The sequence below is a fragment of the Microbacterium sp. NPDC059771 genome, assembly GCF_042732495.1.
GTDB lineage: Bacteria > Actinomycetota > Actinomycetes > Actinomycetales > Microbacteriaceae > Microbacterium > Microbacterium sufflavum.
The window spans coordinates 149,946-175,057 of sequence record NZ_JBHWHK010000002.1; the positions used below are offsets into that span (position 1 = coordinate 149,946).

A 25,112-nucleotide genomic window follows, 5' to 3' on the forward strand; every position below is an offset into this window, starting at 1 on the left:
GACGTAGACTGATGGTCATGACGGATGCTCTGGGCACAGCGGGACTGCAGCGAGGACTGCTGTCGGATCAGATCTACGCGATGATCAAGGCGATGATCAAGGAGTCGACCCTCGCCCCGGGCGAGCAGCTCGTCGAGTCCCAGCTCGCGCGACAGCTCCAGGTGAGCCAGGCTCCCGTGCGCGACGCCCTCAAGCGCCTCGCGCACGAGGGGCTGGTGTCGCACGTGCGGCACCAGGGCAACTTCGTCGCGAGCTACTCCGCCGAGGAGGCCGAGCAGGCCAAGGTCGCCCGGGTCGAGCTCGAGGGCCTGGCCGGCCGGCTCGCGTGCGGCGCGCTCGACGCCGCTCGCCGCGACGAGCTCGTGTCGCTCATCGCGCAGATGCATGAGGCGGCCGAATCCGCCGACCTCGCCCGTTTCCGCGAGCTCGACTTCACGTTCCACCGCGCCGTGATCGAGGCGAGCGGCAACGTGTACCTGCCGCGGATGTGGGATCTGCTCGAGCCGAGCCTGCGGGTGATGCACGTGCTGGGCGACCCGACGTTCACCGGCGACTGGCACGAGGTGGCCGACTGGCACAAGGGGCTGCTCGACGTGCTCGACGCGGGCGATGTCGAGGCCGCGTCCGCGCTGTTCCGTCGCCACGCCGCCGGCACCCTCCTCGACGACGCCTGACCTTCCCGCGCCGTCCCGCGCGACTCCGTGCCAGCCGCCGCGCGACGAGACAGACGGCGGGGGTCAGGCGCCCGTGGGGTAGAGGCGGTCGGCGGTCGCAGACCAGAACGCCCGTTCCTCGGCGCCGGAAAGGCGGGGCAGCGCCGCGCGCGTCGCGGCGAGCACGTCCGCATAGCCGATGCTCCGCGTCGACATCGGCCAGTCGCTGCCGAACGCCAGCCGCTCCGCGCCGAAGAGGTCGAACGCCAGCCGTAGCAGGCCGCGCGATTCCTCCGCGCCGCGGGCCGAGAGGTCGAGCCCGGAGACCTTCGCCGACACCCCCGGCGCCGACGCGGCCTCGTCCAGTGCTGCCCGCCACGTGCCGTCGGCCGTCCGCGCTCCGAGGCCCAGGTGGCACACCACGATCGCGGTGCCCGGGTGCCGGCGGGAGAGGGTGGCGGCGGCGGGCAGCTGCTCCGGCCGGATCAGCAGCTCGAGCGCCCGGCCGGTCGCGCCGAGGTGGTCGGCGAGCGCGTCGAGGCCGTCCACGTCGGACAGGTCGGCGGCGAACTGGGGCACCGCCGCCCGCACGCCGACGACCGCGGGGGTGACGGCGACGCCGGTCGCACCGGCCGCTCGTCCGGGCGCGGGGGAGTACTGCAGCACCACGCGCCGCAGGAACGGGTCGCGCGCGGCGGTCGCGGTCAGCCACTCCGCCTCCGCCACGGAGTCCGCGGCCTGCACCGCGATTGCGGAGGCGACACCGGCCGCCGTCAACTCCCGTCCGAGCCCGACGGCGGAGGCGTGCCGCGGCAGGTCGAGGTCGTCGCGGAACCAGGGGATCGGCACGGCGTCCACATCCCAGACGTGCACGTGGGCATCGACGATCCGCATGTCAGGTCCCGTGCGGCGCCATCATGCGGCGACCGCGGCGACCGCGACGACCGCGGCGCCCGCGGCACGGGGGAGCCGCCGTCGCCGCCCGCTCACACGGCCTCCGCGTCGAGTGCATCCCACAGCGCCGCGGGGAGCGCGGCGTCGAGGCCGTCGACGAACGCGTGCACCTCGGTCGGCGTCCGCGCCCCCACGACCACCGCGTCGGCGCCGTGGCGCAGCGGGAACTGCACGGCCGCGTCGGCCAGCCGCGAGTCGTGCGCCGCACACACGGCCTGCAGTCGCAGCGCCCTCTCCTGCAGCGCGGCGGGCGCCGGCTTGTACTCGTAGAACGGCGAGCCGACCGGGTCGACGAGGATGCCGGAGTTGAACACCGCCGCCGCCAGGACGCCGATGCCCCGTGCCCGAGCGGTGGGGACGAGGCGGTCGAGCGCGGTGCGGTCGAGCAGTGTGAGCCGCCCGGCCTCCATCACCACGTCGAGCGGCACCTCGGCCACATAGCGCTCCAGCGGGTCGAGGCGCCCGAGCCCGACGCTGATCGCCCGCACCACGCCCTGGTCCCGCAGGTCGAGGAGGGCCGGGAAGGCCGTCGCGAACGCGGCCTCCACATCGAGGGGGTCGTGCAGGTGCAGCACGTCCACCCGGTCCACGCCGAGGCGGGCGAGGCTGCCGTCGAGGCTGCGGAGGATGCCGTCGCGGCTGAGGTCGACCACGGAATCGTGCCCGCTCACCGCACCGCGCACCGGGGCGCCTTCGGCGTCGACGAGCACCCGTCCCACCTTGGTCGCCAGCACGTAGTCGTCGCGGGGCACGCCGCGCAGGGCGAGGCCGAGCTTGCGCTCGCTCTCTCCCGAGCCGTACAGCGGCGCCGTGTCGAAGAACCGCACGTCGCGGGCGAGGGCCGCGTGCACGGTGTCGACGGCATCCGCGTCCGGCACCGGCGCGAACAGGTTGCCGATCGGGGCGCAGCCGAGCCCGGCGTCGTCGCGGGCGGCGACGGCCGGGTTCAGAGGACGGAGCTGCGGACGGAACGCCATGCCTCGTACTCCTCGCGGCTGTCGGGGGTCAGGGGGTAGTAGTCGCTCAGCCGGGCGCCCTCGTCGAGGCGCTTGCGGCTGAACACCTCCCACTCCTCATGATCCTGCGCGTCCTCGACCACCTGGGGCGCCATCGCCTGCGGGACCACGACCGGTCCGTCGTCGTCGGCCACGACCAGGTCGCCGGGCATGCACAGCGCACCGCCCACCGCGACGGGCACGTCGAACGCCCACGGCACGAGCTCCGACTGCGAGGCGTAGTGCGGGGTCGTGCCGGTCGACCACACGGGGATCCCGAGCTCGCGGATGCGGCCGGCGTCGCGGATGCGCCCGTCCACGACGATGCCCGCGCCGCCCTTGCGGGCGAAGTAGCGCGCGAGGATGTCGCCCACGCAGCCGGAGAAGCGGCTGCCGTACGCCTGGATCACCAGCACGTCCCCCGGCTGCACCGCTTCGAGCACGTGCCACAGGGCCGTGTGCCGTTCGGCGTACTCCTGGCCGTCGCCCGAGGCCATGTCCTCCCGCTGCGGCATGAACTGCAGCGTCAGGGCGGAGCCGACCACGCGCTGGCCGAGGCTCAGCGGCTCCGGTCCCTCGATGTAGCTGCGGCGGATGCCGAGGCCGTGGAGCTTGGCGCAGGCGGTCGCCGCGGAGATCGCGTCGAAGGAGTCGAGCACGTCGCGCGACGGCCGCTGGTACGCCGCCCCCCGCACGGGCAGGGGGAAGTCGGGTCGGATCAGGTCGCTCATGCGGCTCCTTCGGGGAAGAGGTGGCGCGGCGAGCCGGTCGCGCGCGCGATGGTCAGGTCGAGGTCGGCGAGGTGCGCCGGTGGCAGGGTCACGACGAGGTCGTCGTCGCAGGGGAAGGTGTGCGTGACGATCTCGCCCTCCGGTCCGGCGTACGTGCCGGAGGCGCCGGGCCAGCCCGAGGCGTCCTCCGCGGTCGCGGTCACCTCCACGATGCGGTCGAGGCCGAAGCGGCCGCCGCGCAGCCGCACGGTGCGGGTGTGCACGGCCGAGGTGTTCACGAGCTGCACGCCGATCCCGCGGTCGTCGAGGCGATGCACGAGCGCGGCGACGTCGGGCGGGAGCCCCGGCCGGCCGCGGTCGGCGTCCTCGTAGCGGAGCGCGGTGAACCCGAGCCCGCCGTTGTAGAGCACCTGCGGGGCCCCGGCGACGAGCTGCGTGAGCACCTCGGTCACGACGGGGTTGACGCGCTGCCAGAAGTGCAGGTGGGCGGCATCCGGATCGCGGTCGTCGGCGAGCATCATGGCCGTGCGCCGCGCGACCTGACCGAGCGCCATCTCGAGCGCACGCACCGGGTACTCCGGCAGGTCTCCGCAGAGATAGGCGAACCATCCGGCCTCGTGCCCGGCCTCCTCCTTGTCGCGGAACGGCGCGACGGGGTCGGCGGAGGAGGGGAGTCCCGCGATCGCCCGCTCCAGGCGGGTGCGGTCGGCGGTCGAGCGCGTCCACCACCACAGCCACAGCGGCAGGTCGAGCTGCAGCGGACCGAAGTCGAACCACCCGTCGGGTCCATAGCGGTAGGGCACGAGGACCCCGGGCTGCGTGGCTGCGGCTCCGAGCCGGGCCATCCAGCCGCCGCGCAGGCTGTAGGTCGAGTCGGCGACGGTGCCCGTGCGGCCCTCCGCGAGCACGGTGTCGAGCATCGTGCGCACGAGGTCGAGGGCGGCATCGTCGCCGGTGACGAGCGCGTGGTTGAGGGCGCCGATGAGGGCGCTCATGCCGACGGAGTGCAGTCCGTGCGGCCACGCCCACCCGTAGTGGCCGCCCCACCAGCGCCCGTCGTGGAGCTCGCCCACCGTGCCGCCGGGGCCGACGTTGTCGGGGAGCAGCCCGCCGTCGGCCCGTGTCCGCCACCCGTCGACGTACTGCTCGATCCAGTCGGCCGCGGCGGCGTCGCCGTCGTACAGCCACCGGTTCGCCGCGAGCGAGGTGGCGGCGAGGTTCACGGCGATGTCGCCCGCGGCGCGACGCTGCATCTCCTCGGCCATGCGGTGCGCGTTGTCCGGGTCGGCGAGGTCGTCCCAGGTGCGGATACCGTCGAGCCCGTGCAGGGGCAGACCGTAGGGTCGCATCTCGGCCCGGTCGGCCACATACGGCACGATCTTCTCGTCCAGGCCCGGTCGAGCGCCCAGGGCACCGTTGTGCGGTGCGCGGATGATGGTGTGCTCCGGGTCGTAGTTGCCCTTCGCGGGATCGGTGAAGAGCGCGGAGAACCGGGCGGCGCGCGCCGCGAACGCCGTGTCGGCCGGGTCGGCCTGGCAGATGCCCGCGAACAGCAGCAGCGACTCGCCCTGGTGGAACCAGTCGTAGCCGTTGTCGTACTCGTCGGCGAGCATGCCCGCCTCCGCGAGCTGCACCGTCACGCCCTCCCAGTGCCGCTTGGCGTCGGCCAGCACCTCGTCGGGCCCGCCGAGCAGGTAGAAGGCCGGCCAGTTGAAGAACGGCTCGTAGAGGTCGTCGACCCCGTCGCGGTCCACGAACTCGGCGACGCCGCGGAGGCGGCCGTCGGGGAGCGTGTACCGGTCGCGGAAGACGCGGCGGGCCTCCTCGATCTCGGCGAAGAGGCGCCGCTGCAGCACGGCCCAGGCCGGGATCGCCCGCAGGGGGCGGGTGAGCGGATGCGCGGGCACGGTCATCCCTTCGTCGCGCCGGCCACGAGGCCGCCGATGATGTGGCGCTGCATGACGATGAAGAACACCATCGCGGGCAGCACGGCGAGCAGCAGGGTCGGGAACACCTGCGTGTAGTCGGTGGAGAACTGCCCGACGGCGGCGTACACACCCGTGGTGACGGTGTAGATGCCGGAGCTGGGGCCGAGGATGATCTGCGGACTCACGAAGTCGTTCCACACGCCGATCGAGTTCAGCACCACCGCCGTCGCCACGACCGGCTTCATGATCGGGAAGACGCACGCCCAGAAGGCGCGGATCGGACCGGCGCCGTCGAGGGACGCGGCCTCGTCGATGTCGCGCGGCACGCTGCGCAGGTACGCGGTGAACAGGAAGATCGTCACGGGGAGCGTCGCCGCCGTCTCGAAGAGGATGAAGCCGGGGATCGTGTTGATCAGTCCGAGCACCCGCAGCACGAACACGACGGGGATCAGCGTGACCTGCCCCGGGATGAACAGGCCGGAGACGAAGAGCAGCAGCAGCCCCAGGTGCCACTTGGAGCGGCCGCGGGCGATCACGTAGGCGACCGGTGCGGCCAGGGCGATGCAGCAGAGGTTCACGAGCACGACGAACAGGAGCGTGATGCCGTAGGCCGCGATCACGTTGAACTTGCTGCTGGTGATCGCCTCCCACAGGTACTCGAACGTGAACATCTGCGGCGTGATCAGGAGCGGGTTCTCGATGATCTCCGCCTGCGGCTTGAAGGCGTTGATGACCATCGTGTACATCGGGATCAGCATGGTGACCGCCACGACGCCGAGGACGATCCAGCGGATCGCGCTCACCGCGAGCGCCGGCCGGTTGCGGGTCTGCTTCATCAGTCGGTCGCCTTCTTCTCGGAGCGGCGTCGCACCAGCGTGACGGCGAGACCGATGACCGCGGTGACGATGAGGAGGATCATGGACTGCGCGGCGCCGAACCCGAGGGCCGAGTTCGCGAACGAGTCCTTGAGGATCTGGTAGACGATCGTCTGGGTGGAGCCCGCCGGGCCGCCGTCGGTGAGGGAGAGCACCACGTCGTAGGCCTTGAGGAGCCCGACGAGGGTCAGCACCAGGTTCACCGTGAACACCGGCGCGATGAGCGGCAGGGTGATGGAGCGGAACTGCTGCCAGCGCGAGGCGCCGTCCACGGTCGCGGCCTCGTAGTACTCGGCGGGCACCGACTTGATGCCGGCGAGGAACAGGATCATGTTGAAGCCGAAGTGCGACCACACGATCGTGAAGATCACGCTCGCCTTCGCGAAGGTGGGGTCGGTGAGGAAGGGCATCGCGGGCAGGCCGACGGTGGTGAGGAACCCGTTGACGGCGCCGCTGGGGGAGAGCATCGCCGACCACAGGAACCCGATGATGAGGGCGCTGATGACGTACGGGTAGAAGAAGATCGTGCGCAGGATCGTGTTCGAGCGGCCGGGACCGGCGATGAGCGCGGCGATCGCGAGGCCGATGGCGTTGCAGAGGATCGTGCCGACCACGGCGATGATGCCGGTGAAGATCGCGGCCTGGGTGGAGCGGGGGCTGCGGAACGCCTTGATGTAGTTCTCCCAGCCGACGAACGTGAAGTTGAGGCTGTACCCGTTCCAGTCCGTGAAGCTCAGCACCGCGGCGAGGATCATCGGGATGACGAACATCGCCAGGAAGACGGCCACGGCGGGCCCTCCCATGAGGATGCCGGGGAGGCGGTGCCGCCACCGCTGCAGCGCGGAGCGCTTGCGGGGGGCGGGGGTCGAGCTCATCGGCGTCGATGGTCCTGTCGGGGCGGTCGCCGCGGCCGGGGGCGGCGCGGTCGTGGTGGGCGGAGTCATGGCGGCACTCTCGTTCTCGGTGGCGCGTTGGTGGGGGTGGCGCGGATGCGGCGCCGGGGAGGCGCCAGGGACGGATGCGGTCCCCGGCGCCTCGAGCGGTCAGCCGGCGTTCGCGGCGAACCAGTCGTCCATGGCCTTCAGGACCCGCTCGGCGGAGGCACCGCCGATGAGGGCCTGGGTCTGGGTGTTGATCTCGCCCGGGTAGCCGTCGGGGAGCGTGCGCTCGCCGTAACCGCCGCCGGTGGGGGTGTAGGCCTCGGCGGGCGTGTCGGCGACGATCTGCAGCAGCTCTTCGCCCAGCGGCGTCATGTCGTACTCGTAGCCGTCGCGGAAGTTGCCGTCGACCGCCAGCTGGTCGCTGACCGCGGTCTGGTCGGTGGTGAGGAACTCGACGAGCTTCGCCGCGGCGTCCTGATGCTCGCTGGACTTGAGGATCGAGTACGGGCTGGCGATGTTGGCACCCATCGCGGGCTGCTCGTCGCCGTCGAACGACGGGGCGCGGAAGACCCCGATGTCGGCCGACTCGGCGGCCTTGGCCTGCGTGCCGGCGAACCAGCTGCCCATCGAGTACACGGCGGTCTTGCCCGACAGGAACGCCTGCTCGGCGTCGGGGTACTTGATGCCGAGCGCGTCGGTGGGGATGTAGCCCTCGGACACCCACTCCGCGTAGGTCTCGACCGCGTCGCCGTAGGTCTCGCTGAAGGTGTCCTCGCCGGACGACATCTTCTGGAACCACTCCGGGTCCTCGGCGATGATCGTCGGCAGGCCGAGGGCCTGCAGCGTGTGGCTGCTCATCCAGTCGCCGCCGGTCTGGATCGGGGTCCACCCCGCCGCCTTCAGCTTGCCGAGGGCCTCGGTGAGCTCGTCGACGGTGGTGGGCAGCTCGGTGATGCCGGCCTCCTCGAACGCGGTCTTGTTGTAGAAGAAGAGGCTCTGCAGCTGCACGCCGATCCCGGCCATGTAGTTCTTGCCGTCGATCGAGTACTGGTCGGCGAGGGGACCGGACGAGGCCCACTCGTACCCGGACAGGTCGACGAGCTCGGGCGCGAGCTTCGTCGTCGGGGCGATCGACTGCACGACGTCGGGGGCGTCGCCGGCCGCGAGCAGGCGGGGCACGGCGGCCTCCACGCCCTCCGCGCCGGGGTTCTGGATGACGACGTCGATGTTCGGGTTGGCCTCCTCGAACGGGGCGACCAGGTCGTTCCAGAACTCCTCGGTCAGGTTCGGGGTGACGTTGACGAGCATGCGCACCTCGACGTCCTCCGAGGAGGAGCCGCCGTCGTCTCCGGCGGGGGTGGAGCAGCTGGCGAGGGCGAGCGCGGACACTGCCGCGATGCCGACGAGGGGGAGGAGTCGGGCCTTGATCATCGTTGATCCTTTCCTGATGCATGAGGGAGGGCCGCTGGCGACATTACACTAATCGATAATCGTTTCTGAAGAGCGCAGTCGATCCGCAATGAGCGCAGCGGGACGAAGGACGGTCGCTGCTCAGGGGCCGTGGAGCGAGATGGGCTCACTCGCTCAGGAGCTGCGCGAGACGGGCGCGGGCGACCGGCGAGGCGTCGGTGTCAGGCGTGTGCGCGCCGAGCGCGGTAGGCCGCGACCGCGTTGCGGTTCGCGCACGTCGTGGAGCAGTACCGCTTGGAGCGGTTGCGGGAGAGGTCGAGTGCGATCGCCTGGCAGGTGTCGTCCTCGCAGACCGTGAGGCGCGAGCCCTCGTCCGCGCGGATCACGTCGATGAGCGCCATCACCGTCTCGACGAGCACGCGCTCGGCGAGCGGCCGCTCGTCGTGCACCGCATGGAGGTGCCAGTCCGCTCCGTCGTGCCGCACCAGCCGCGGAGTGAGCTGCAGCTCGGCGAGGGCATCGTTCACGTGTGCGGCCATCTCGTCGCGCGGGGCGAGCAGCATCGCTCGCAGCCGCGGGCGGAGGGCGCGCAGGTCGTCGAGTTCCACGCCGTCGCGGTCGAGCCTCCCGGTGTAGGGGAACACCTCGAGGAACGTCTTCTCGTCATCGATGTCGACGAGGGTGTCGGGCTCTTCGGCGGAGTTCGCGAGCCAGACCGCCGCGCGCAGCGCATCCTCGGTGTCATCGGTGAAGACCATGTTGACATCTTACTCCGTCCGCGGGTAGCGTCATCGTCCATGCGCACCGTGGCCGATGACAGGAACCGCACGCGGAGCGGTGTGCGCCTCGGGCTCCCGCTGGCCGTCGCCGCCGCGTTCGCGTTCGGCTCCTCCGGGGCGTGGGCGCGCGGACTCATCGACGCGGGGTGGACGCCCGGCGCGGCCGTCACCGTACGGGTGGGGGTCGCCGCGCTCGTCCTGCTGCTCCCGACCCTCCTGGCGCTGCGGGGGCGGTGGCGCGCCCTCCGCCGCAACGCCGGGATGGTCCTCGCCTACGGGCTGCTCGCCGTGGCGGCCACTCAGCTCTGCTACTTCCAGGCCGTCGCGGTCATGGATGTCGGGATCGCGCTGCTCATCGAGTACACGGCTCCGGTCGCGGTGCTGCTCTGGCTGTGGGTGCGCCGCGGCGAGCGACCGACGCGGCGCAGCGTGCTCGGGGCGGGGATCGCCTTCGTCGGGCTCGTGCTGATGCTCGACATCGTCACCGGTGCGCAGGTGAACGTGGTCGGCGTGCTCTGGGCGCTGGGGGCGATGGTGGGGGCGGCGAGCTACTTCGTGCTCTCGGCGAAGGCCGACACCGGACTCCCGCCGATCGCGCTCGCCGGGAGCGGGCTCCTGCTCGGTGCCGTCGGTCTGGCCCTCGCCGGTCTGGTCGGGGTGCTGCCGTTCGCGTGGACGACGGCCGATGTCGCGTACCGCTTCGGCACGGTTCCCTGGTTCGTGCCCGTCCTCGCGATCGGGCTCATCGCGACGGCGCTCGCCTACGTGCTCGGCATCGTGTCCACGAGGATGCTCGGCTCGCGTCTCGCCTCGTTCGTCGCGCTCGCCGAGGTCGTGGCCGCCCTGCTGTTCGGGTGGCTGCTGCTCGACCAGCTCCCCGGCCCGCTGCAGGCGCTGGGGGGCGTGCTCGTGCTCGCCGGCGTGGTCGTGGTGAAGCTCGGCGAGCCGCGGGTCGCCGCGTCCGAGCCTATGTATACGAATACAGCCTGAACGCGACCGCGCGTCCACCTCGAGCGGGTTTATGTATACACTGAGGGCATGGTTCTCCCTGTCGAGCGCACGTCCGCGAGCGATCGCGCCTATGCGGCCCTCCTCGACGGCATCCAGTCGGGCGCCCTCCCCGCGGGGTTCGTGCTGGGCGAGGTCGAGCAGGCCGAGCGCCTCGGCGTCAGCCGCACCCCGATGCGCGAAGCCCTCCGCCGCCTCGCCGCCGACGGACTGGTGGTGCAGCAGTCCCCCCGGGTCACGGTGGTGGCCGCCCTCGACGCCGACGACATCCGCTCGCTGTTCGAGATCCGCCGCGCGCTGGAGGAGACCTCGGCCCGCCTCGCCGCCGCCCGGGGTGACGCCGATCTCTTCGCCGCCCTCGCCGACGAGTTCTCCCACGTCGACCTGACGCGGGCCGCGGGCCGCGACGCCTACTACGCCCTGATCGCCCGCTTCGACGCGGCGCTCGACGACGCCGTCGACAACGACTACATCGCCGCGGCCCTGCGCACCGTGCGCACGCACCTGGTGCGGGTGCGGCGCATGGCCAAGGACAAGCCCGCCCGGCTCGCCGCGTCGGCCGCCGAGCACCGCACGATCGCGCAGGCGCTCGCCGCGCGCGACGGCGACCTGGCCGCCCATGCCACGCACGTGCACCTGCACAACGCGCTCACCGGCATCCTCGACTCCCTCCCCGACAGCGAAGGACACTCATGACCGTCACCCACCACGTCCGCGTGCACGCCAGCTCCGAGAACCTCGCCCGCGAGGACCAGCTCGCGTGGAAGATCGCCGAGGTCGCCGTCGACCGGGTCGAGGTCGAGCAGCCCGTCGTCGACATGATCGTCAACCGCATCATCGACAACGCCGCCGTCGCCGCGGCCTCGCTCACCCGCGCCCCCATCGTGGCCGCCCGCGCGCAGGCGTTCAGCCACCCGGTGTCGACCGGGGGTGCCGGGGCGAACCTGTTCGGCGCCGCGCTCGACCACCGCACCAGCCCGGAGTGGGCGGCGTGGGCGAACGGTGTCGCCGTGCGCGAGCTCGACTACCACGACACGTTCCTCGCCGCCGAGTACTCGCACCCCGGTGACAACATCCCGCCGATCCTCGCGGTCGCCCAGCACGCGGGCAAGGACGGCCGGGCGCTCGTGCGCGGCATCGCCACCGGCTACGAGATCCAGATGGACCTGGTGCGCGCGATCTGCCTGCACCGGCACAAGATCGACCACGTCGCCCACCTCGGCCCGTCGGCCGCGGCCGGCATCGGCACCCTGCTCGACCTCGACGTCGAGACCATCTACCAGGCGGTCGGCCAGGCGCTGCACACCACCACCGCGACCCGGCAGAGCCGCAAGGGCGAGATCTCCACGTGGAAGGCGCACGCCCCGGCCTTCGCGGGCAAGATGGCCGTCGAGGCGGTCGACCGGGCGATGCGCGGACAGACCAGCCCGGCACCGATCTACGAGGGCGAGGACGGCGTGATCGCCTGGATGCTCGATGGCAAGGACGCCGCGTACGACGTGCCGCTGCCCGCCGCGGGTGAGCCGAAGCGCGCGATCCTCGACTCGTACACGAAGGAGCACTCCGCGGAGTACCAGGCGCAGGCGCTGATCGACCTCGCCCGCCGCCTCGGCCTCGCGAACCCGGCCCTCCGCGACCCCGCGAACATCGAGTCCATCGTCATCCACACCAGCCACCACACGCACAACGTGATCGGCTCCGGCGCGAACGACCCGCAGAAGTACGACCCCACCGCGTCGCGCGAGACCCTCGACCACTCGGTGCCGTACATCTTCGCGGTCGCGCTGCAGGACGGCGGCTGGCACCACGTCGACTCGTACGCCCCGGAGCGCGCGGGCCGCGCCGACACGGTCGCCCTGTGGCACAAGATCACCACGGCCGAGGACCCGGAGTGGACGCGCCGCTACCACTCGGAGGATCCGGACGAGAAGGCGTTCGGCGGTCGCGTCGAGATCCGCCTCACCGACGGCAGCACCGTGGTCGACGAGATCGCCGTGGCCGATGCGCACCCGCTCGGCGCGCGACCGTTCGCCCGCGCCGACTACATCGCGAAGTTCCGTCTGCTCGCGGAGCCCGTGCTGGAGCCGGCCGAGATCGACCGGTTCCTGGAGCTCGTGCAGCGCCTGCCCGAGCTCACGGCCGCCGAGGTCGCTGAGCTGTCGATCGTCGCGAAGCCCGGTGTGCTCGACGCCGCCCCGGCTCCCCGAGGCCTGTTCTGATGCTGTACTCCACCGTCACGCCCGCCGAGAAGCGGCGGCTGTTCCGGGAGCGCCTGTCCTCGGGCGAGCTGCTGCGGTTCCCCGGCGCGTTCAACCCGCTCAGCGCCCGGCTGATCGAGCAGAAGGGGTTCGACGGCGTGTACATCTCGGGCGCGGTGCTCTCCGCCGACCTGGGGCTGCCCGACATCGGCCTCACGACGCTGACCGAGGTCGCCGGACGCGCCAAGCAGATCGCGCGCATGACCGACCTGCCCGCGATCGTCGACGCCGACACCGGCTTCGGCGAGCCCATGAACGTGGCCCGCACCATTCAGGAGCTGGAGGACGCGGGACTCGCCGGCACCCACATCGAGGACCAGATCAACCCGAAGCGCTGCGGTCACCTCGACGGCAAGAGCGTGGTCGATCAGGACACCGCGATCAAGCGGATCCGTGCCGCCGCCGACGCCCGCCGCGACGAGAACTTCCTGATCATGGCGCGCACCGACATCCGGGCGATCGAGGGACTGGACGCCGCGATCGACCGCGCGAAGGCCCTGGTCGACGCGGGGGCCGACGCGATCTTCCCCGAGGCGATGCGCACGCTCGACGAGTTCGAGGCGATGGCGGAGGCGCTCGACGTGCCGATCCTCGCGAACATGACCGAGTTCGGCAAGAGCGAGCTGTTCTCGGTCGACCAGCTCCGCAGCGCCGGGGTGCGGATGGTGATCTGGCCGGTGTCGCTGCTGCGGATCGCGATGGGCGCCGCGGGCCGTGCGCTCGATACGCTGAACGACGAGGGGCATCTGACCTCGACGCTCGGCGAGATGCAGCACCGCGCCGATCTCTACGACCTGATCGACTACGAGTCGTACAACCACTTCGACTCCGGGGTCTTCAACTTCACCATCACGAAGGAGTGAGCATGACCGAGCCGGACATCAAGAAGGGCCTCGCGGGGGTCGTCGTCGACACGACCGCGATCTCGAAGGTCAACCCCGAGACGAACAGCCTGCTGTACCGCGGCTACCCGGTGCAGGAACTCGCCGACACGCAGCCGTTCGAGGCCGTCGCGTATCTGCTGTGGAACGGCGAGCTGCCCACGGGGGACGAGCTCGCGGCGTTCCGCCTGGAGGAGCGGCGGCACCGCGCCCTCACGCCCGAGGTGAAGGATGCGATCGACCGGCTGCCGCTGGACGCCCACCCGATCGACGAGGTCCGCACGGCGGTGAGCGTGATCGGCGCGGTCGAGACGGCCGGCATCCGCAACGTGCTCGATGCGGTCGGCACGCCCGAGGTCAACCTGGAGCGCAGCCTGCGCCTGTTCGCGGCCCTTCCGGCGATCGTCGCCTACGGGCAGCGGCGTCGGCGGGACCTGCCGGCGGTCGAGCCGCGGGACGACCTGGACTACGCGGCGAACTTCCTCTGGATGACGTTCGGCGAGGAGCAGGACCCGGTGGTGGTCGATGCGTTCAACCGCTCGATGACGCTCTACGCGGAGCACTCCTTCAACGCGTCCACCTTCACGGCGCGCGTGATCACCTCGACGCTCAGCGACCTGTACTCCGCGGTCGTCGGGGCGATCGGGGCGCTCAAGGGCCCGCTGCACGGCGGTGCGAACGAGGCCGTGATGCACATCTTCGACGAGATCGGCGCGGCCGACCGCGTGACCGAGTGGCTCGACAAGGCGCTGGCCGAGAAGCGCAAGATCATGGGGTTCGGTCACCGCGTCTACAAGCGCGGCGACTCGCGGGTGCCCACCATGAAGGCCGCGCTCGACACCCTGGTGCGCCACTACGACCGCCCGGAGGTGGCCGAGCTCTACGAGCGTCTGGAGGGCGAGTTCGTGGAGCGCAAGGGCATCTACCCGAACCTGGACTACCCGTCGGGCCCCGCCTACAACCTGATCGGCTTCGACACCCTGACCTTCACGCCGCTGTTCGTCGCGGCGCGGATCACGGGGTGGACGGCGCACATCCTGGAGCAGCAGTCGTCGAACGCCCTGATCCGGCCGCTCTCGGCGTACGTCGGAGCCGAGGAGCGGCACGTCGAGGGGTACACGCCGGACACCGCCGCGATCGAGGTGCAGGAGCGCCCGGAGGAGGCGTCGGCCTGACCGCCGCGAGCACGATCTGACAGCGCCGCCGAGGGTTCTCGGCGGCGCTGTAGCGTGATGGAGCCCTCGGGGTCAAGGCGATGCGGCGAATTCCCGGGCGGAGTAGAACCGGATGCGGGCCGTTCGCGCCCCGCACGAAGGAGGGTTCATGTCCGCATCCGAGGTCACCGTCAAGGAGGTCCGGTCGCTCGTCCCGGCGCGCATGGACCGGCTGCCGTGGTCGCGCTTCCACTGGATGATCGTCGTCGGCCTCGGCTTCTCGTGGATCCTCGACGGGCTCGAGGTGCAGATCGTCGCCGCGAACGGCTATGCCGAGACCCTCGGCATGGGCCCGGCCGAGGTGGGTCTCGCCGGCACGTGCTACCTGCTGGGCCAGGTGTTCGGGGCGCTGGTGTTCGGCCGCCTCGCCGATCGCCTCGGCCGCAAGAACCTCTTCCTGATCTCGCTGGCGGTCTACCTCGTGGGCTCCGCGGTGGCCGGTCTCGCGTTCGCCCCGTGGTTCTTCTACATCTGGCGGTTCGTCGCCGGCGCGGGCATCGGCGGGGAGTACGCCGCCATCAACTCCGCGATCGACGAGATCATCCCGGCGAAGTACCGCGGCCGCGTCGACATCGCGATCAACGGCACCTACTGGGGCGGTGCCGCCCTGGGTGCCGTGGCGAACATGTTCTTCCTCAACACCGACCTCCTGCCCGCCGACCTGGGCTGGCGGCTCAGCTTCTTCGTCGGTCCGATCCTCGGCCTGCTGATCATCTGGCTGCGTCGGCACATCCCGGAGAGCCCGCGCTGGCAGATGACGCACGGCCGTGAGGAGGAGGCGGAGCGCAACGTCGACGCGATCGAGGAGCGCATCCGCAAGGAGGGCAAGACGATCGACCCGGTCGACGAGGACAAGGCGATCACGGTCAAGGAGTATGGCAGCGTGCCGTTCCTGGTGATCGCGAAGGTGCTGTTCCAGAAGTACCCGCGTCGCACGCTGGTCGGCATCACGATGATGGTGACGCAGTCGTTCCTCTACAACGCGATCTTCTTCACCTACGCGCTGGTGCTCGAGAACTTCTACGACACCCCGCCCGCCTCCGCCTCGCAGTACTTCATCGTCTTCGCGGTCGGCAACCTCGCCGGCGCCCTCATCCTCGGCCACTTCTTCGACACGTGGGGCCGGCGCCGCATGCTGTTCGGCACGTACGTGCTCGCCGGACTGATCCTGCTGGTCAGCGCCTTCCTGTTCAACGCGGGCGTTCTGAACGCGGCGACGCACACGGCGTTCTGGTGCGCCTCGTTCTTCTTCGCCTCCGCCGGTGCGTCCGCCGCGTACCTGACGGTGAGCGAGATCTTCCCGCTGGAGCTGCGCAGCCAGGTGATCTCGTACGTCTTCTCCATCGGCCAGCTCGTCGGCGCGATCGCCCCGGTGCTCTACGGGGCGCTGATCGGGGCGAGCGCCGAGTCCGGCGACCGCGGCCCGCTCTTCTGGGGCTACGTGCTCGGTGCCGCGATCATGATGTTCGGCGGCGTGGTCTGCGGGGTGTTCGGGGTGAGCGCGGCGGGCAAGTCGCTGGAGGACATCGCGGATCCGCTGTCGCTCGTTGAGCCGGGGAAGAAGAAGGTCACGCCGGACGGCGCGTGAGCGTCAGCGGGCGAGCCAGCCGCGCAGGGAGCGGGTGACCCAGGGGAGCACCCAGTAGGTCATGATCGGCGTGAGCACGAGCGTGGTCGCGAGAACGCGCAGCCAGATCGGCAGGCCGTCCCATCCCGGCACCGGGCTCATGGCGTAGGTGAAGGCGAGGTTGACGGGGAAGAAGCCGAGCCAGATCGACACCGCCTGCTTCCAGCGCGGCGGCGCGGGGGCCACGGCGACCGTGGTCGTGCCGTCGGGCTCGACCACGGGGATGGAGCCGGTGGACGGCTCGTCGAACCACCCCTCGATGCCGGTGCGGCGCTTGGAGCGTTCGCTGCGCACGAAGCCCTCGCCCATGGAGAGCCACCAGGTGCGCTCGCCCGACTGCTCCCAGGCGGTCAGCGACTCCTCGCTCGCGAAGCGGTAGAGCATGTGCCACACCTGCGAGTCCTCGCCCGCGCGCACCCATCCCGAGCCGAGGAAGCCCGGGTACTTCGTCGCCAGGTTCACGCCGGTCTGCACCCAGGCGGTCGCCTCGGCGATGCGCTCGGGATCGACCTCGCGGCGGATGGAGACGGTGACGGGCTCGGACACGGGGGCGGTTGCGGACATGGTGCGGTCCTCGGGGGTGGGGGCATCGGGGTGCGGACGCCGGGTGGGGGCGCCAGGGTCGCGGCGCCAGCACGATTCTATTTCGACGGAGCGCGGCGGCGTCCGCACGGAGAAGACCCCCGCCGACCCGATTCGGCGGGGGTCACGCGGCGTTGGGGGCCGCGACGGGAGCGAGAGCGCTCACCGTGCGCACGGAGGACGCGATTACCCGATCCGGTCTGAGTCACTGTCCGTGCACCTGCAGTTGTAATCGGCCGAGGTGACGCGCGGGTGAACGGGGTGCGAACGGCGCCGCTCGGGGTGGGGACCGGCCGTGCGCGGAGATACAAGGACGTCCTCGTATTTTCACGGACGCCGGAGTAAACTCGCGATGTGCCAACGACGGCACGGAGGGATGTCACACAATGACCCGTACGATCCCGCACTTCGTGGGCGGAACGCTTCTCACCCCCGACGACGGACGCTTCGCCGACGTCTTCGATCCGAGCACCGGCGCGGTGCAGGCGCGCGTGCCGCTCGCCTCCGCCGAGGAGGTGCGCCGCGTGATCGCCACCGCCGAGGAGGCGCAGGCCGCCTGGGCCGCGACCAATCCGCAGAAGCGCGCGCGGGTGCTGCTGCGGTTCCTCGACCTGGCGCAGCGCGAGATGCAGTCGCTCGCCGAACTGCTGGCGAGCGAGCACGGCAAGACCGTGGACGACGCGAAGGGCGACATCCAGCGCGGCCTCGAGGTGATCGAGTTCTCCGCCGGAGCGCCCCACCTGCTCAAGGGGGAGTACTCCACCGGCGCGGGCGCGGGCATCGACGTGTACTCGATGCGACAGCCCCTGGGTGTCGTCGCCGCCATCACCCCCTTCAACTTCCCGGCCATGATCCCGCTGTGGAAGGCCGGGCCCGCGCTCGCCGCCGGCAACGCCGTGGTGCTCAAGCCCAGCGAGCGCGATCCTTCGGTGCCCGTCCGGCTGGCGGAGCTGTTCCTCGAAGCCGGGCTCCCGGCGGGCGTGCTCAACGTGGTGCACGGCGACAAGGAGGCGGTCGACACGCTGCTGAGCGACGACCGGATCCGCGCGGTCGGCTTCGTGGGCTCGACGCCCATCGCCGAGTACATCTACGCCACCGCGGCCGCGCACGGCAAGCGGGCGCAGTGCTTCGGCGGGGCCAAGAACCACATGATCGTGATGCCCGACGCCGACCTCGACCAGGCGGTGGACGCGCTGATCGGCGCGGGCTACGGCTCGGCGGGCGAGCGCTGCATGGCGATCTCGGTCGCGGTGCCCGTGGGGGAGGAGACGGCGGACGCGCTCGCGGCCAAGCTCGTCGAGCGGGTCGCCCAGCTGCGGGTCGGGCCCTCGCTCGCGGCCGACGTCGACTACGGCCCGCTGGTCTCGCGCGACGCCGTGGACCGCGTCACCGGCTACATCCAGCAGGGCGTGGACGAGGGGGCGACGCTCCTCGCCGACGGCCGCGGCTTCACGGTGCCAGGGCACGAGGAGGGGTTCTACCTCGGGCCGACGCTGTTCGACCACGTGACGACCGACATGGCGATCTACCGTGAGGAGATCTTCGGCCCCGTGCTCGTGATCGCGAGGGCCGCGGACTACGAGGAGGCGCTGCGGATGGCCTCGGAGCACGAGTACGGCAACGGCGTCGCGATCTTCACGCGCGACGGCGACGCGGCCCGCGACTTCGCCGCCCGCGTGGAGGTCGGCATGGTCGGGGTGAACGTGCCGATCCCGGTGCCCATCGCGTACTACACCTTCGGCGGCTGGAAGCGCAGCGGCTTCGGCGACCTCAACCAGCACGGCGCCGATGCCTTCCGCTTCTACACGAAGACCAAGACGGTGACGAGTCGCTGGCCCAGCGGCATCCGCGACGGCGCCAGCTTCGTCATCCCCACCATGCACTGAACGCCCGAGGAACCGACATGACCATGACCAGCGTCACCACCACCGCCGAGGAGCGCGAGGCCATCCTCGACGCCGTCCGCGAGTTCGCCGAGACCGAGCTCGCCCCGCAGGCCGCCGAGCGCGACGAGAAGCACCTGTTCCCACGGGAGTCGCTCAACCGCGGCGGCGAGCTCGGGCTCGGCGGCATCTACGTGAGCGAGGAGTACGGCGGCACCGGCCTCTCCCGCGTCGACACCGTCGCGATCTTCGAGGAGCTCGCCAAGGCCGACCCCGCGGTCGCCGCCTACATCTCCATCCACAACATGGTGGTGTGGATGATCGACACCTACGGCGACGACACCCAGCGTGCCGCCTGGCTGCCGCAGCTCACGGCCATGCAGGAGTTCGGCGGCTACTGCCTCACCGAGCCGGGGGTCGGATCCGACGCCGCCAACGTGGCGACCAGCGCCGTGCGCGACGGCGACGACTACCTGCTCACCGGCGTCAAGCAGTTCATCTCGGGGGCGGGCGAGGCGGCCGTGTACGTCGTGATGGCGCGGACGGGCGAGCCGGGAGCGCGCGGCATCAGCGCCTTCCTCGTGCCGGGCGACGCCGAGGGGCTGAGCTTCGGCGCCCCGGAGAAGAAGATGGGCTGGCACGCGCAGCCCACCCGGCAGGTGATCCTCGACGGCGTGCGGGTGCCCGCGGCCGCGATGCTCGGCGATGAGGGTCGCGGGTTCGCGATCGCGATGTCGGCGCTCAACGGCGGGCGCCTCAACATCGCCGCCTGCTCGCTCGGCGGAGCCCAGGCGGCCCTCGACCGCGCCGTGCAGTACGTGCACGAGCGGGTGGCGTTCGGGGAGCCGCTGGCCGAGAAGCAGTCGATCCTGTTCGCGATCGCCGACATGCGCACCGACCTCCAGGCCGCGCGGCTCATGGTGCGCGACGGTGCGGAGGCGGTGGACGCGAAGGCGCCGGACGCCACGATGCGCTGCGCCATGGCGAAGCGGTTTGCCACCGACGCCGGCTTCGACGTCGCCAACCGCGCGCTGCAGCTGCACGGCGGCTACGGCTACCTGCAGGATTACGGCATCGAGAAGATCGTGCGCGACCTGCGCGTGCACCAGATCCTCGAGGGCACCAACGAGATCATGCGACTCATCGTCGGCCGGGAGATGCTGCGGCCGGCGGGGTCGGCGTCGATGCGGAGCGCCTCATGACCCGCGTGGCCTTCCTCGGCCTCGGCCACATGGGCCTGCCGATGGCGAAGAACCTCGTCGCGGCGGGACACGAGGTGCACGGCTTCGACCTCGTGCCCGCGGCCGTGGAGGCGGCGCGGGCGGCCGGGATCCCGGTGGCGGCCAGCGGCGCGGAGGCCGTGACCGACGCGGAGGTCGTGATCACGATGTTCCCCGCCGGGAAGCACGTGATCGAGGCGTATCGCACCGAGCTGCTGGCGGCGGCGCGCCCCGGCACCCTGTTCATCGAGTCGTCCACGATCGCGGTCGACGAGGCCCGCGCCGCGCACGCGCTCGCGCTCGCCGCCGGTCACCGCAACATCGACGCCCCGGTGTCCGGCGGGGTCGTGGGTGCCGAGGCCGGGACCCTGGCGTTCATGGTGGGCGGCTCGGACGAGGACTACGCGGCGGCACTGCCGCTGCTCGAGGTCATGGGCAAGCGGATCGTGCACTGCGGTGGCTCGGGTCTCGGCCAGGCGGCGAAGGTCTGCAACAACATGGTGCTCGCGGTGTCGCAGATCGCCGTGGCGGAGGCGTTCGTGCTCGGCGAGCGGCTGGGGCTCGAGCACCAGGCGCTGTTCGACGTGGTGTCGCAGGCGTCGGGGCAGTGCTGGTCGATCACGACGAACTGCCCCGTTCCCGGTCCGGTGCCCACGAGCCCCGCCAACCGCGACTATCAGCCCGGCTTCGCGGGGGCGCTCATGGCGAAGGACCTCGGGCTCGCGCTGCAGGCGATCGAGCAGACCTCCACCGACGCGAAGATGGGCCGGCTCGCGCAGCAGCTCTACGCCGCGTACGCCGCGGGCGACGGGGCCACGCGCGACTTCTCCGGCATCATCACCGACATCCGCGACGACCGCGTGTAGCACCCCCGTCGCGGAGCACGGAGCGCCGGCGACGGGACGGCCGGTTCCCGAGCGGGAGCGCCGGCGACGGGCGAGCGACGCGACGGGCGATACTGAAGCAGGACCACGACGGAGAGGGAGACAGATGACCGAGTACGAGACGATCCTGGTGGAGCAGCGCGGACGGGTCGGATGGATCACCCTGAACCGCCCGCAGGCCCTCAACGCGCTGAACAGCACCGTCGCCGAGGAGGTCACGGCCGCCGCGCTCGCCTTCGACGCCGACGACGGCATCGGCGCGATCGTCGTCACGGGTTCGGAGAAGGCGTTCGCCGCCGGAGCGGATATCAAGGAGATGGAGGGGATGTCGGCGGCGCAGATGCGCGAGACGGATCACTTCGGGGCGTGGCGGGACTTCGCCGCCGTGCGCACCCCGGTCATCGCCGCGGTGTCGGGCTTCGCGCTCGGCGGGGGGTGCGAGCTGGCGATGATGTGCGACATCATCCTCGCGGCCGACACCGCGCAGTTCGGCCAGCCCGAGATCAACCTCGGCGTCATCCCGGGCATGGGCGGCACGCAGCGGCTCATCCGCGCGGTCGGCTACTACAAGGCGGCCGAGCTCGTGCTGTCCGGCCGCTTCCTCGGCGCGGAGGAGGCCGAGCGGGCGGGACTGGTGTCGCGCGTCGTGCCCGCGGCGGAGCTGCTGGCCGAGGCGACCGCGCTCGCGGAGGGCATCGCGGCGAAGTCGCTGCCGTCGGTGTACGCCGCCAAGGCCGCCCTCGACGCGGCCATGGAGACCACGCTCGCGGAGGGCCTCGCTCACGAGAAGGAGGCGTTCGCGGCGCTGTTCGACACGGCCGACCAGAAGGAGGGCATGGCCGCGTTCCGCGAGAAGCGCCAGCCCGACTTCCAGAACCGCTGACCCCGGTTCACGGCTCCTCAGAGACGCGGGACTGGCTGCGCGCGCCGCGCGGTGTGGCGCCGGTTCGCCCGGGGTCCCGAGGGGCTGTGAACGGTCAGCCGCGGAGACCGTCGAGAATCTTCGCGATCCGGCGGTCGCGCGTCGCCGGCTGCTTGGCCTCGGCGACCGCGCGCGCGTGCTCCTTGCGGGCGCTGGGGGAGAGGGCGTCGAAGGCCGCCCGCAGGGCGGGGTCGGCGTCGAGCGCCTCGGCCAGCGCGGGCGGCACGTCGACGGTGCGCTCGGCGGTGTCGAGGCGGATCACGGCGTCGACCTCCTGGTCGATCTCCACCCCGAGGTCGGCGCGAACCGCCTTGCTGAAGCCGATGAGGTTCTCGCCGCCCATGCGGGCCAGCCGCAGTCGCGCGGTGCGGCCGCCGATGGTGACGGCGACGGGGAAGCTCTTGCCGGCCCCGAACGAGGCGACCTGCTCGTCGGTGAGCTGGATCGCCGCGGCGGGACCGCGACCGGTGAGGACGGTGTGCAGGCGCAGTTCGCTCATGCCCAGAGGTTACGCCCGCCGCCCCTCGATCGCAGCGACCAGGGCGTCGTTGCGCTCGCGGATGAGCCGTTCCATGTAGCGGCCGAGCACCAGGGCGTCGACGAGGCGGCCGAGCGGCCCGAGGGGCGAGTGGAACGCGATGGTGTCGCGCATGAGGGTGCCGCGCGGATGCGGTTCGAAGACGTGCTCGTGCCGGAGGTCGCCGAACGGCCCGCGGAGCTGGCGGTCGGTGAACCGGGACGGCGCCTCGATGTCGAAGACCACGGAGCGCAGCTGGAAGGGGATCCCGAAGTGCCGCGCTCGCCAGGTCACCGTCGACCCCTCGGAGAAGCGGCCGCCCGCGGGTTCTTCGATCATCGTCTCGCCGTAGCGGGCCATCGACGCGAGGTGCAGGGCCGGGTCGAGCGCGGCGTCGAACACCTCCTGCGGGGGCGCGGCGACGACCGTCTCGATCACGAACCGGGGCATCAGAGGGGCTCGGGGAGGGGGCGGGGGTCGATGAAGTCCCCGGCGTCGCGGCGCATGCGGGCGACGATCGCGACCAGTTCGGCGGCGTCGTCGTGGCTCAGGCCGGGGTCGGCGAACACGTCGGCGTTGAGCGCGGCGGTGGCACGCTCGACCAGGTCGCGTCCCTCCGCGGTCAGTGCGAGCATCGCGGCCCGGCCGTCGTGCGGGTGCGGCTCACGCACGACGAGGCCGTCGCGGACCAGGCGCTCGGCGGTGCTGGTGACCGTGGTCGCATGCACCTGGAGGCGCGCGACGACGCTCGACAGCGGAAGCCGCCCGGTGCGGCTGAACGCGAGCAGCCGCAGCACCTCGTACCGCGCGAAGCTCAGCGCGAAGGGCTTGAGGGCCGCGTCGACCCGGGCGAGCAGCAGCTGCTGCGCGCGCATGACCGAGGTGACGACCGTCATGCCGTCGGCCGCATCGGTCCAGCCGTGCGCGACCCACTGCCGCTTGGCTTCGGCGAGCGGATCGACGGGGAGAGGGCGAGGGCGGACCACGTCTCTACGGTACCGGCGCGTCGCGGGTTGCCTCGGACGCGGTCGCGCAGGGCGTGGCTGTCGGTTATGTATACATTCACCGCGGATTCGCGGGCCGCAGCCGGGGGTTTCCTCGGTTTTTGGCTACATAGACCGCCATGCCGATAGACTCGCCGTGTCGTGAGGAGCATTCGATGAAGATCTTCGTCCTGGTCAAAGAGGTGCCGGACACCTATGGCGATCGCAAGCTGGATCTCGAGACCGGGCTCGCGGATCGTGCGGCCGGAGACGTCGTGCTCGACGAGATCACGGAGCGGGCCCTCGAAGTGGCCCTGAGCTACGCCGACAAGAACGAGGGCACCGAGGTCGTCGCCCTCACCATGGCACCCGAGGGGTCAACCGCGTCCGTGCGCCGCGCGCTCGCGATCGGTGCCGGTTCGGCCATCCACATCGCGGACGAGCAGCTCGCCGGTGCCGACCTGGGGCTCACCGCGGAGGTCCTCGCCGCGGCCATCCGTCGTGGCGCCCCCGACCTCGTCATCACCGGCAACCTCTCGACCGACGGCTCCGGCGGCGTGATCCCCGCCATGCTCGCCGAGCACCTGGGCTGGGCGCAGGCCACCGCACTCACGTCCGTGGAGATCACGGCGGACGGCGTCTCGGGCACCCGGGGTGCGGACTTCGGCGGACAGCAGGTCACGGCACCGCTGCCCGCCGTAATCTCGATCACCGAGGCGCTTCCCGACGCCCGGTTCCCGAACTTCAAGGGCATCATGGCGGCGAAGAAGAAGCCGCTGGAGGTGCTGACCCTCGCCGACCTCGACGTGTCGGCCGATCCCGCCGCCGCGCCCCGCACCATCATGACCGCGGTCGCGGAGAAGCCCCCGCGCGCCGCGGGCGTCAAGATCACCGACGAGGGCGATGCCGCCGACAAGCTCGTCGACTTCCTCGTGCAGAACAGGCTGGTGTGACATGGCGTACCCCGAGAACCCGATCCTCGTCCTGGTCGACCTCGACCCGTCGGGCAACGCCGCCAGCAGCACCGCCGCTCTGTTGGGGGCTGCGGCCGGCATCGGCACCCCCGTGGCCCTCGTCGTGGGCGGCGGGAAGGAGGCCGTGGATCAGGCCGCGGCCGCCGGTGCCGCCGTCGTGCTGACCGCCGAGGGCGATGCGACCGCGCTCACCGTGCCGCTCGTCGACGCCCTGCAGGCTGCGGTCGCACAGGTGAAGCCCGATGCGGTGCTCGTGTCGAACTCGATCTCCGGACGCGACGTCGCCGGTCGCCTCGCGGTGCGCCTCCCCGGTGCGCTCGCCGTCGACGCCGTGGGGCTCTCCCGCGACGAGGAGGGCGTCGTGGCCCACCACTCGGTGTACGGCGGGGCCTACCTCGTCGATGCGGCCGCGACCTACGGCACGCTCGTGGTCACGGTGCGGCAGGGCGCGGTCGACGCGCGGGCCGAGGCCGTCGCCTCCCCGCAGGTCGAGCAGCTGACGGTCGCCCCGTCGGGTGCGGTCGCGGCGACCGCCGGTCCGGTCGAAGCCGTCGAGGCCACGTCGACCCGGCCCGAGCTGCGGGGGGCGACCCGTGTCGTCTCCGGCGGGCGCGGCCTGGCGTCGAAGGAGAAGTTCGTGCTCGTCGAGGAGCTCGCCGACGCCCTCGGTGCGGCGGTCGGCGCCTCGCGCGCGGCCGTCGACGCGGGCTACATCCCCCAGTCGCACCAGGTCGGGCAGACGGGTGTCTCGGTGTCGCCGCAGCTGTACGTCGCACTCGGCATCTCCGGCGCGATCCAGCACCGGGCGGGCATGCAGACGTCGAAGAACATCGTCGCGATCAACAAAGACCCGGAGGCGCCGATCTTCGACGTCGCGGACTTCGGCATCGTCGGCGACGTGTTCACGATCGTGCCGCAGGTGATCGCCGCGCTCGAGGCGCGGAAGAAGTAGT

At 71.6% G+C, this 25,112-nt stretch carries 25 protein-coding genes; 13 read left to right on the plus strand and 12 right to left on the minus strand.

Features of this window, described 5'->3' with window-relative positions; all coding sequences use genetic code 11:
- Positions 1–17 precede the first annotated feature (17 nt).
- Positions 18–674: a GntR family transcriptional regulator gene (locus ACFV3I_RS14440; protein WP_136044536.1), complete on the plus strand. Its 657-nt coding sequence runs from the start codon at positions 18–20 to the stop codon at positions 672–674.
- A gap of 63 nt (positions 675–737) precedes the next feature.
- Here the strand turns inward: ACFV3I_RS14440 and ACFV3I_RS14445 are convergent, their stop codons facing one another.
- From ACFV3I_RS14445 to ACFV3I_RS14480, 8 genes are all read right to left on the minus strand, one after another.
- Entirely contained in the window at positions 738–1,547 is an 810-nt protein-coding gene (locus ACFV3I_RS14445) for an amidohydrolase family protein (RefSeq protein WP_366626498.1), read from the minus strand.
- Between the two features lie 92 nt (positions 1,548–1,639).
- Positions 1,640–2,584 (minus strand): aldo/keto reductase, encoded by a 945-nt coding sequence (locus ACFV3I_RS14450; RefSeq protein WP_136045051.1) that lies wholly within the window; start codon positions 2,582–2,584, stop codon positions 1,640–1,642.
- On the minus strand, positions 2,554–3,333 hold the full coding sequence (locus ACFV3I_RS14455; protein WP_136029516.1) for a ribonuclease activity regulator RraA: 780 nt from the start codon (positions 3,331–3,333) through the stop codon (positions 2,554–2,556). Before ACFV3I_RS14455 ends, ACFV3I_RS14450 begins: the two co-directional genes overlap by 31 nt.
- Positions 3,330–5,246 carry a hypothetical protein gene (locus tag ACFV3I_RS14460; RefSeq protein ID WP_378823365.1) on the minus strand — a complete coding sequence of 639 codons (1,917 nt, stop codon included), beginning with the start codon at positions 5,244–5,246 and terminating at the stop codon, positions 3,330–3,332. The genes ACFV3I_RS14455 and ACFV3I_RS14460 overlap by 4 nt, the downstream gene beginning before the upstream one ends.
- On the minus strand, positions 5,243–6,097 hold the full coding sequence (locus ACFV3I_RS14465) for a carbohydrate ABC transporter permease (RefSeq protein ID WP_378823367.1): 855 nt from the start codon (positions 6,095–6,097) through the stop codon (positions 5,243–5,245). Before ACFV3I_RS14465 ends, ACFV3I_RS14460 begins: the two co-directional genes overlap by 4 nt.
- A complete protein-coding gene (locus ACFV3I_RS14470) occupies positions 6,097–7,080 on the minus strand; it encodes a carbohydrate ABC transporter permease (protein ID WP_206252580.1) in 984 nt (327 codons plus the stop codon). The genes ACFV3I_RS14465 and ACFV3I_RS14470 overlap by 1 nt, the downstream gene beginning before the upstream one ends.
- A gap of 99 nt (positions 7,081–7,179) precedes the next feature.
- Positions 7,180–8,448: an ABC transporter substrate-binding protein gene (locus ACFV3I_RS14475; RefSeq protein WP_378823368.1), complete on the minus strand. Its 1,269-nt coding sequence runs from the start codon at positions 8,446–8,448 to the stop codon at positions 7,180–7,182.
- 200 nt (positions 8,449–8,648) lie between these two features.
- Positions 8,649–9,185 carry a CGNR zinc finger domain-containing protein gene (locus tag ACFV3I_RS14480; protein ID WP_247637820.1) on the minus strand — a complete coding sequence of 179 codons (537 nt, stop codon included), beginning with the start codon at positions 9,183–9,185 and terminating at the stop codon, positions 8,649–8,651.
- A gap of 39 nt (positions 9,186–9,224) precedes the next feature.
- Between ACFV3I_RS14480 and ACFV3I_RS14485 the strand changes: the two genes are divergently transcribed.
- The 6 genes from ACFV3I_RS14485 (at position 9,225) to ACFV3I_RS14510 (ending at position 16,155) form a co-directional block, all read left to right on the plus strand.
- Positions 9,225–10,196, plus strand: coding sequence for a DMT family transporter (locus tag ACFV3I_RS14485; RefSeq protein WP_378823371.1), 972 nt, complete (start codon positions 9,225–9,227; stop codon positions 10,194–10,196).
- Positions 10,197–10,244: 48 nt separating this feature from the next.
- Positions 10,245–10,910: a GntR family transcriptional regulator gene (locus tag ACFV3I_RS14490; protein WP_136029526.1), complete on the plus strand. Its 666-nt coding sequence runs from the start codon at positions 10,245–10,247 to the stop codon at positions 10,908–10,910.
- Positions 10,907–12,433 (plus strand): MmgE/PrpD family protein, encoded by a 1,527-nt coding sequence (locus ACFV3I_RS14495; RefSeq protein WP_136045048.1) that lies wholly within the window; start codon positions 10,907–10,909, stop codon positions 12,431–12,433. Before ACFV3I_RS14490 ends, ACFV3I_RS14495 begins: the two co-directional genes overlap by 4 nt.
- A complete protein-coding gene (prpB, locus tag ACFV3I_RS14500; protein WP_378802856.1) occupies positions 12,433–13,335 on the plus strand; it encodes a methylisocitrate lyase in 903 nt (300 codons plus the stop codon). The genes ACFV3I_RS14495 and prpB overlap by 1 nt, the downstream gene beginning before the upstream one ends.
- 2 nt (positions 13,336–13,337) lie before the next feature.
- A complete protein-coding gene (locus ACFV3I_RS14505) occupies positions 13,338–14,528 on the plus strand; it encodes a bifunctional 2-methylcitrate synthase/citrate synthase (protein WP_378823373.1) in 1,191 nt (396 codons plus the stop codon).
- 148 nt (positions 14,529–14,676) lie between these two features.
- Positions 14,677–16,155: an MFS transporter gene (locus ACFV3I_RS14510; protein WP_136029535.1), complete on the plus strand. Its 1,479-nt coding sequence runs from the start codon at positions 14,677–14,679 to the stop codon at positions 16,153–16,155.
- A gap of 3 nt (positions 16,156–16,158) precedes the next feature.
- Here ACFV3I_RS14510 and ACFV3I_RS14515 read toward each other — a convergent pair whose 3' ends face one another.
- Entirely contained in the window at positions 16,159–16,758 is a 600-nt protein-coding gene (locus tag ACFV3I_RS14515) for an antibiotic biosynthesis monooxygenase (RefSeq protein ID WP_205812669.1), read from the minus strand.
- Between the two features lie 404 nt (positions 16,759–17,162).
- Here ACFV3I_RS14515 and ACFV3I_RS14520 point away from each other — a divergent pair, with 404 nt between their 5' ends.
- From ACFV3I_RS14520 to ACFV3I_RS14535, 4 genes are all read left to right on the plus strand, one after another.
- Positions 17,163–18,662, plus strand: a complete 1,500-nt coding sequence (locus tag ACFV3I_RS14520; protein WP_136029537.1) for a CoA-acylating methylmalonate-semialdehyde dehydrogenase — start codon at positions 17,163–17,165, stop codon at positions 18,660–18,662.
- 17 nt (positions 18,663–18,679) lie between these two features.
- The gene (locus tag ACFV3I_RS14525; RefSeq protein ID WP_136029539.1) at positions 18,680–19,861 is read left to right on the plus strand and encodes an acyl-CoA dehydrogenase family protein; all 1,182 of its coding nucleotides are present in this window, start codon (positions 18,680–18,682) and stop codon (positions 19,859–19,861) included.
- Entirely contained in the window at positions 19,858–20,745 is an 888-nt protein-coding gene (mmsB, locus tag ACFV3I_RS14530) for a 3-hydroxyisobutyrate dehydrogenase (RefSeq protein WP_136029541.1), read from the plus strand. Before ACFV3I_RS14525 ends, mmsB begins: the two co-directional genes overlap by 4 nt.
- Before the next feature lie 124 nt (positions 20,746–20,869).
- Positions 20,870–21,646, plus strand: a complete 777-nt coding sequence (locus ACFV3I_RS14535; protein WP_378823376.1) for an enoyl-CoA hydratase-related protein — start codon at positions 20,870–20,872, stop codon at positions 21,644–21,646.
- 94 nt (positions 21,647–21,740) lie between these two features.
- On the opposite strand, the gene ACFV3I_RS14540 is transcribed toward ACFV3I_RS14535, so the two are convergent.
- From ACFV3I_RS14540 to ACFV3I_RS14550, 3 genes are read right to left on the minus strand one after another with little or no spacing between them, the layout of a single operon-like run.
- Positions 21,741–22,184, minus strand: a complete 444-nt coding sequence (locus tag ACFV3I_RS14540; RefSeq protein ID WP_136029545.1) for a YdeI/OmpD-associated family protein — start codon at positions 22,182–22,184, stop codon at positions 21,741–21,743.
- Between the two features lie 9 nt (positions 22,185–22,193).
- Positions 22,194–22,652 (minus strand): SRPBCC family protein, encoded by a 459-nt coding sequence (locus ACFV3I_RS14545; protein WP_378823378.1) that lies wholly within the window; start codon positions 22,650–22,652, stop codon positions 22,194–22,196.
- On the minus strand, positions 22,652–23,188 hold the full coding sequence (locus ACFV3I_RS14550) for a MarR family winged helix-turn-helix transcriptional regulator (protein ID WP_136029549.1): 537 nt from the start codon (positions 23,186–23,188) through the stop codon (positions 22,652–22,654). Before ACFV3I_RS14550 ends, ACFV3I_RS14545 begins: the two co-directional genes overlap by 1 nt.
- 173 nt (positions 23,189–23,361) lie before the next feature.
- Here ACFV3I_RS14550 and ACFV3I_RS14555 point away from each other — a divergent pair, with 173 nt between their 5' ends.
- The gene (locus tag ACFV3I_RS14555; protein WP_378823380.1) at positions 23,362–24,138 is read left to right on the plus strand and encodes an electron transfer flavoprotein subunit beta/FixA family protein; all 777 of its coding nucleotides are present in this window, start codon (positions 23,362–23,364) and stop codon (positions 24,136–24,138) included.
- 1 nt (position 24,139) lies between these two features.
- On the plus strand, positions 24,140–25,111 hold the full coding sequence (locus ACFV3I_RS14560; protein WP_378823382.1) for an electron transfer flavoprotein subunit alpha/FixB family protein: 972 nt from the start codon (positions 24,140–24,142) through the stop codon (positions 25,109–25,111).
- Position 25,112: the final 1 nt, after the last annotated feature.

Bases quoted from the DNA above. Each gene is read 5' to 3' on its own strand.
- ACFV3I_RS14440 (WP_136044536.1), top strand. From the start codon at position 18: ATGACGGATGCTCTGGGCACAGCGGGACTGCAGCGAGGACTGCTGTCG.
- ACFV3I_RS14445 (WP_366626498.1), bottom strand. From the start codon at position 1,547: ATGCGGATCGTCGATGCCCACGTGCACGTCTGGGATGTGGACGCCGTG.
- ACFV3I_RS14450 (WP_136045051.1), bottom strand. From the start codon at position 2,584: ATGGCGTTCCGTCCGCAGCTCCGTCCTCTGAACCCGGCCGTCGCCGCC.
- ACFV3I_RS14455 (WP_136029516.1), bottom strand. From the start codon at position 3,333: ATGAGCGACCTGATCCGACCCGACTTCCCCCTGCCCGTGCGGGGGGCG.
- ACFV3I_RS14460 (WP_378823365.1), bottom strand. From the start codon at position 5,246: ATGACCGTGCCCGCGCATCCGCTCACCCGCCCCCTGCGGGCGATCCCG.
- ACFV3I_RS14465 (WP_378823367.1), bottom strand. From the start codon at position 6,097: ATGAAGCAGACCCGCAACCGGCCGGCGCTCGCGGTGAGCGCGATCCGC.
- ACFV3I_RS14470 (WP_206252580.1), bottom strand. From the start codon at position 7,080: ATGACTCCGCCCACCACGACCGCGCCGCCCCCGGCCGCGGCGACCGCC.
- ACFV3I_RS14475 (WP_378823368.1), bottom strand. From the start codon at position 8,448: ATGATCAAGGCCCGACTCCTCCCCCTCGTCGGCATCGCGGCAGTGTCC.
- ACFV3I_RS14480 (WP_247637820.1), bottom strand. From the start codon at position 9,185: ATGGTCTTCACCGATGACACCGAGGATGCGCTGCGCGCGGCGGTCTGG.
- ACFV3I_RS14485 (WP_378823371.1), top strand. From the start codon at position 9,225: ATGCGCACCGTGGCCGATGACAGGAACCGCACGCGGAGCGGTGTGCGC.
- ACFV3I_RS14490 (WP_136029526.1), top strand. From the start codon at position 10,245: ATGGTTCTCCCTGTCGAGCGCACGTCCGCGAGCGATCGCGCCTATGCG.
- ACFV3I_RS14495 (WP_136045048.1), top strand. From the start codon at position 10,907: ATGACCGTCACCCACCACGTCCGCGTGCACGCCAGCTCCGAGAACCTC.
- prpB (WP_378802856.1), top strand. From the start codon at position 12,433: ATGCTGTACTCCACCGTCACGCCCGCCGAGAAGCGGCGGCTGTTCCGG.
- ACFV3I_RS14505 (WP_378823373.1), top strand. From the start codon at position 13,338: ATGACCGAGCCGGACATCAAGAAGGGCCTCGCGGGGGTCGTCGTCGAC.
- ACFV3I_RS14510 (WP_136029535.1), top strand. From the start codon at position 14,677: ATGTCCGCATCCGAGGTCACCGTCAAGGAGGTCCGGTCGCTCGTCCCG.
- ACFV3I_RS14515 (WP_205812669.1), bottom strand. From the start codon at position 16,758: ATGTCCGCAACCGCCCCCGTGTCCGAGCCCGTCACCGTCTCCATCCGC.
- ACFV3I_RS14520 (WP_136029537.1), top strand. From the start codon at position 17,163: ATGACCCGTACGATCCCGCACTTCGTGGGCGGAACGCTTCTCACCCCC.
- ACFV3I_RS14525 (WP_136029539.1), top strand. From the start codon at position 18,680: ATGACCATGACCAGCGTCACCACCACCGCCGAGGAGCGCGAGGCCATC.
- mmsB (WP_136029541.1), top strand. From the start codon at position 19,858: ATGACCCGCGTGGCCTTCCTCGGCCTCGGCCACATGGGCCTGCCGATG.
- ACFV3I_RS14535 (WP_378823376.1), top strand. From the start codon at position 20,870: ATGACCGAGTACGAGACGATCCTGGTGGAGCAGCGCGGACGGGTCGGA.
- ACFV3I_RS14540 (WP_136029545.1), bottom strand. From the start codon at position 22,184: ATGAGCGAACTGCGCCTGCACACCGTCCTCACCGGTCGCGGTCCCGCC.
- ACFV3I_RS14545 (WP_378823378.1), bottom strand. From the start codon at position 22,652: ATGCCCCGGTTCGTGATCGAGACGGTCGTCGCCGCGCCCCCGCAGGAG.
- ACFV3I_RS14555 (WP_378823380.1), top strand. From the start codon at position 23,362: ATGAAGATCTTCGTCCTGGTCAAAGAGGTGCCGGACACCTATGGCGAT.
- ACFV3I_RS14560 (WP_378823382.1), top strand. From the start codon at position 24,140: ATGGCGTACCCCGAGAACCCGATCCTCGTCCTGGTCGACCTCGACCCG.